Source organism: Halomonas sp. 707D4 (assembly GCF_024158685.1).
Classification (GTDB): Bacteria; Pseudomonadota; Gammaproteobacteria; order Pseudomonadales; family Halomonadaceae; genus Vreelandella.
Genome location: NZ_JAMZBD010000697.1, coordinates 1 through 1,213, shown reverse-complemented (window position 1 = coordinate 1,213; position 1,213 = coordinate 1). Strand labels below are relative to the sequence as shown.

Here is a 1,213-nt window from a genome sequence, read left to right as displayed (position 1 = left end):
AAACGCCCAAGGGCAGGACGCTGCCGACCGGCTTCGACGCCAAGCGCTGCGCGCTGCTTGCCCAGTTCGACGCCACCGACCCCCAGGCGCTGCAGCCGCTGTTCGCCCAGCTGCTGCGCAACGCCCGCAGCGTGCGCGATCACTTGGGCGACGACTCCTGGCGGCTGGTTCACCAGCTGCGCCAGCAGTTCGACATGCTGTCGCCCGCGCTCGCCCCCGGCGGCGCGCGGCGCGCCTGCGAGACGGTCTTCGCCCAGCTCGCGGCGTTCTTCGGGCTGTGCAACGAGACCATGCCCCACCACTACGGCTGGCGCTTCATGGAGATCGGCCGCCTGCTCGATCGCACCCTGGGGCTTCTGGCGCTGCTCAAGCTCACCCTGAGCGCCCGGTTCGAACGCCGCGCCGCTCTATGGGAAGTGGTGCTGGCCACCACCGACAATTTTACCGCCTACCGGCGGCGCTACCGCAGCGAGCTCCACCCGGCGGCGATCATCGACCTTTTACTGTTCGACGAGACCAATCCGCGCTCGGTGGGCTACCTGCTGCGTCGGATCAATCAGCAGGTGGAGCGCCTGCCCGGCAGCAACACGCCCTACCGCAACGCCGAGCGCCGGCTGTTGATCCAGGCGAGTGCGGCGCTGCATCTGGCGGACATCGAGCGCCTGAGCCAACTCAATGACACGCAGGAGGCGGATGACGCGCTCATCCAGCTGCTCGATGCGCTGATCACCCCGCTCGGGGCGCTGTCGGAGGCCATCGGCCAGAGCCACTTCAGCCACGTGGAGCGCCCGCGCCAGCTCGTCAGCATGGAGCCCGACGAATGAAATACACCCTTCGCCACACCACGCGCTACCACTACGCCGCGCCGGTCACGCTGTGCCACAGCGAAGCCCGGGTGCTGCCGCGCAAGACCCCGCACCAGGAGTGCGGCGCCTCGAGCCTGTCGATCGCCCCGCTGCCCCAGCACCAGGCGGAGCGGCGCGACGTGTTCGGCAACCGGGTGCTCTACTTCGCGCTCGAGCAGGTGCATCGCACTCTCGACGTGACCGTGACCACCCCGCTCAATACCCGAGCGCTGGATGCGCTGCCGGAGCGCTCGGTGGCCTGGGAGCGCATCGCCGCCCAGCTGGAGGCGGATTCACGCTTCGAGACCCAGCTCTACCGCCTCGACTCGCCGTTCATCCGCCGCAGCGACGAGCTCGCCGCCTTCGCC

Annotated in this window: 2 protein-coding genes; both read left to right on the top strand. The window is 69.3% G+C overall.

The window, feature by feature from the left end; translation table 11 throughout:
* Window positions 1-824 (top strand): alpha-E domain-containing protein (locus BIS11_RS17995; protein WP_253586783.1); only part of this gene is annotated, 824 nt, incomplete at its 5' end.
* The coding region (locus tag BIS11_RS17990; RefSeq protein WP_301286516.1) for a transglutaminase N-terminal domain-containing protein at window positions 821-1,213 on the top strand (393 nt) is incomplete at its 3' end. The genes BIS11_RS17995 and BIS11_RS17990, both read left to right, overlap by 4 nt.